The 2,197-nt window shown below is 64.0% G+C and carries 2 protein-coding genes; both read left to right on the top strand.

Annotation, left to right across the window (positions count from 1 at the left end):
* Positions 1-854, top strand: an 854-nt coding sequence (locus H8A92_RS40270) for an acyl-CoA carboxylase subunit beta (RefSeq protein ID WP_274613365.1), incomplete at its 5' end; no start/stop codon positions are given.
* A gap of 2 nt (positions 855-856) precedes the next feature.
* On the top strand, positions 857-2,197 hold a 1,341-nt coding region (locus H8A92_RS40265), incomplete at its 3' end, for an acetyl-CoA carboxylase biotin carboxylase subunit (protein ID WP_229200779.1).

The raw sequence follows: 2,197 nt of genomic DNA, 5'->3' as shown, positions 1-2,197 counted from the left end.
CCTTCGAGAACGACGTCGACGCGCTGTTGCAGATGCGCCGGCTGATCGACTTCCTGCCGTCGAACAACAGCGACGGAGTGCCGGAATGGCCGAGCTTCGACGATATAGGCCGGGTCGACATGTCCTTGGACACGCTGATCCCCGACAATCCGAACAAGCCCTACGACATGAAGGAGCTGATCCTGAAGGTCGTCGACGAGGGCGACTTCTTCGAGATATCGGAGACCTTCGCCAAGAACATCGTCACCGGCTTCGGTCGCATCGCCGGCCGCACGGTGGGCTTCGTCGCCAACCAGCCGATGGTGCTGGCGGGCGTGCTCGACAGCGATGCCTCGCGCAAGGCGGCACGCTTCGTGCGGTTCTGCGATGCCTTCAACATCCCGATCGTGACCTTCGTCGACGTGCCGGGCTTCCTGCCGGGCACGAGCCAAGAATATGGCGGGCTGATCAAGCACGGTGCCAAGCTCTTGTTCGCCTATTCGCAGTGCACGGTGCCGCTCGTCACCATCATCACCCGCAAGGCCTATGGCGGCGCGTTCGACGTCATGGCCTCGAAGGAGATCGGCGCCGACATGAACTACGCCTGGCCGACCGCCCAGATCGCCGTGATGGGCGCCAAGGGCGCGGTGGAGATCATCTTCCGCTCTGACATCGGCGACCCCGACAAGATCGCAGCAAGAACCAAGGAATACGAAGACCGCTTCCTGTCCCCCTTCATCGCCGCCGAACGCGGCTACATCGACGACGTCATCATGCCGCATTCGACACGGCGTCGGATTGCGCGCGCACTGGCGATGTTGAAGGACAAGAAGGTCGAAATCCCCGCGAAGAAGCACGACAATTTGCCGTTGTGAACATGTTCAAGAAAATCCTGATCGCCAACCGCGGCGAGATCGCCTGCCGGGTCATCAAGACTGCGCGCCGTATGGGGATTGAGACGGTTGCCGTCTACTCCGAGGCCGACCGCGACGCGCTGCATGTCGAGATGGCTGACGAAGCCGTGCTGATCGGCCCGCCTGCCGCGGCCGAGAGCTATCTTCTGATCGACAAGATCGTCGAGGCCTGCCGCAAGACCGGTGCGCAGGCGGTGCATCCCGGCTACGGCTTCCTGTCCGAGCGCGAGGCGTTCCCGCGGGCGCTGGAAGCCGCCGGCATCGTCTTCATCGGCCCGAACCCTGGCGCGATCGCCGCGATGGGCGACAAGATCGAATCGAAGAAGGCGGCTGCGAAGGCGAAGGTCTCGACCGTGCCGGGCCACCTCGGCGTGATCGAGGACGACAAGCACGCTGTCCAGATCGCCGACGAGATCGGTTATCCCGTGATGATCAAGGCCTCTGCCGGCGGCGGCGGCAAGGGCATGCGCATCGCGCATTCGAAGGGAGAGGTGGCCGAAGGCTTCAACCTCGCCAAGGCCGAGGCGAAATCGTCGTTCGGCGACGACCGCGTCTTCATCGAGAAATTCATCGTCGATCCCCGGCACATCGAGATCCAGATCCTCGGCGACAAGCACGGCAATGTGATCTATCTCGGCGAGCGCGAGTGCTCGATCCAGCGCCGCAACCAGAAGGTCATCGAGGAGGCGCCGTCGCCGCTGCTCGACGAGCAGACCCGCCGCAAGATGGGCGAGCAGGCCGTCGCGCTGGCCAAGGCGGTGAATTACGATTCCGCCGGCACCGTCGAATTCGTCGCCGGCCAGGACAAGAGCTTCTACTTCCTGGAGATGAACACCCGCCTGCAGGTCGAGCATCCCGTCACCGAGCTGATCACCGGCGTCGACCTCGTCGAGCAGATGATCCGGGTCGCGGCCGGCGAGAAGCTCGCGATCGCGCAGAAGGACGTGACGCTGACCGGCTGGGCGGTGGAGTCGCGTGTCTATGCCGAGGATCCGTTCCGCAACTTCCTGCCGTCGATCGGGCGCCTGGTGAAGTATCGTCCGCCGGCCGAGGCCAGTCATGACGGCATCACCATCCGCAACGACACCGGCGTGCAGGAGGGCGGCGAGATCTCGATCCATTACGATCCGATGATCGCCAAGCTCGTCACCCACGCGCCGTCGCGCGCAGCCGCGATCGAGGCGCAGGCGACGGCGCTCGACGCCTTCTATGTCGACGGCATCAGGCACAACATTCCGTTCCTGTCGGCATTGATGAACCATCCACGCTGGCGCGAGGGCCGGCTCTCGACCGGCTTCATCGTC

Origin of the sequence: Bradyrhizobium acaciae (assembly GCF_020889785.1) — a bacterium.
GTDB lineage: Bacteria > Pseudomonadota > Alphaproteobacteria > Rhizobiales > Xanthobacteraceae > Bradyrhizobium > Bradyrhizobium acaciae.
The sequence above is the reverse complement of the archived record's forward strand: the minus strand, read 5'-3'. Positions and strand labels throughout refer to the sequence as shown.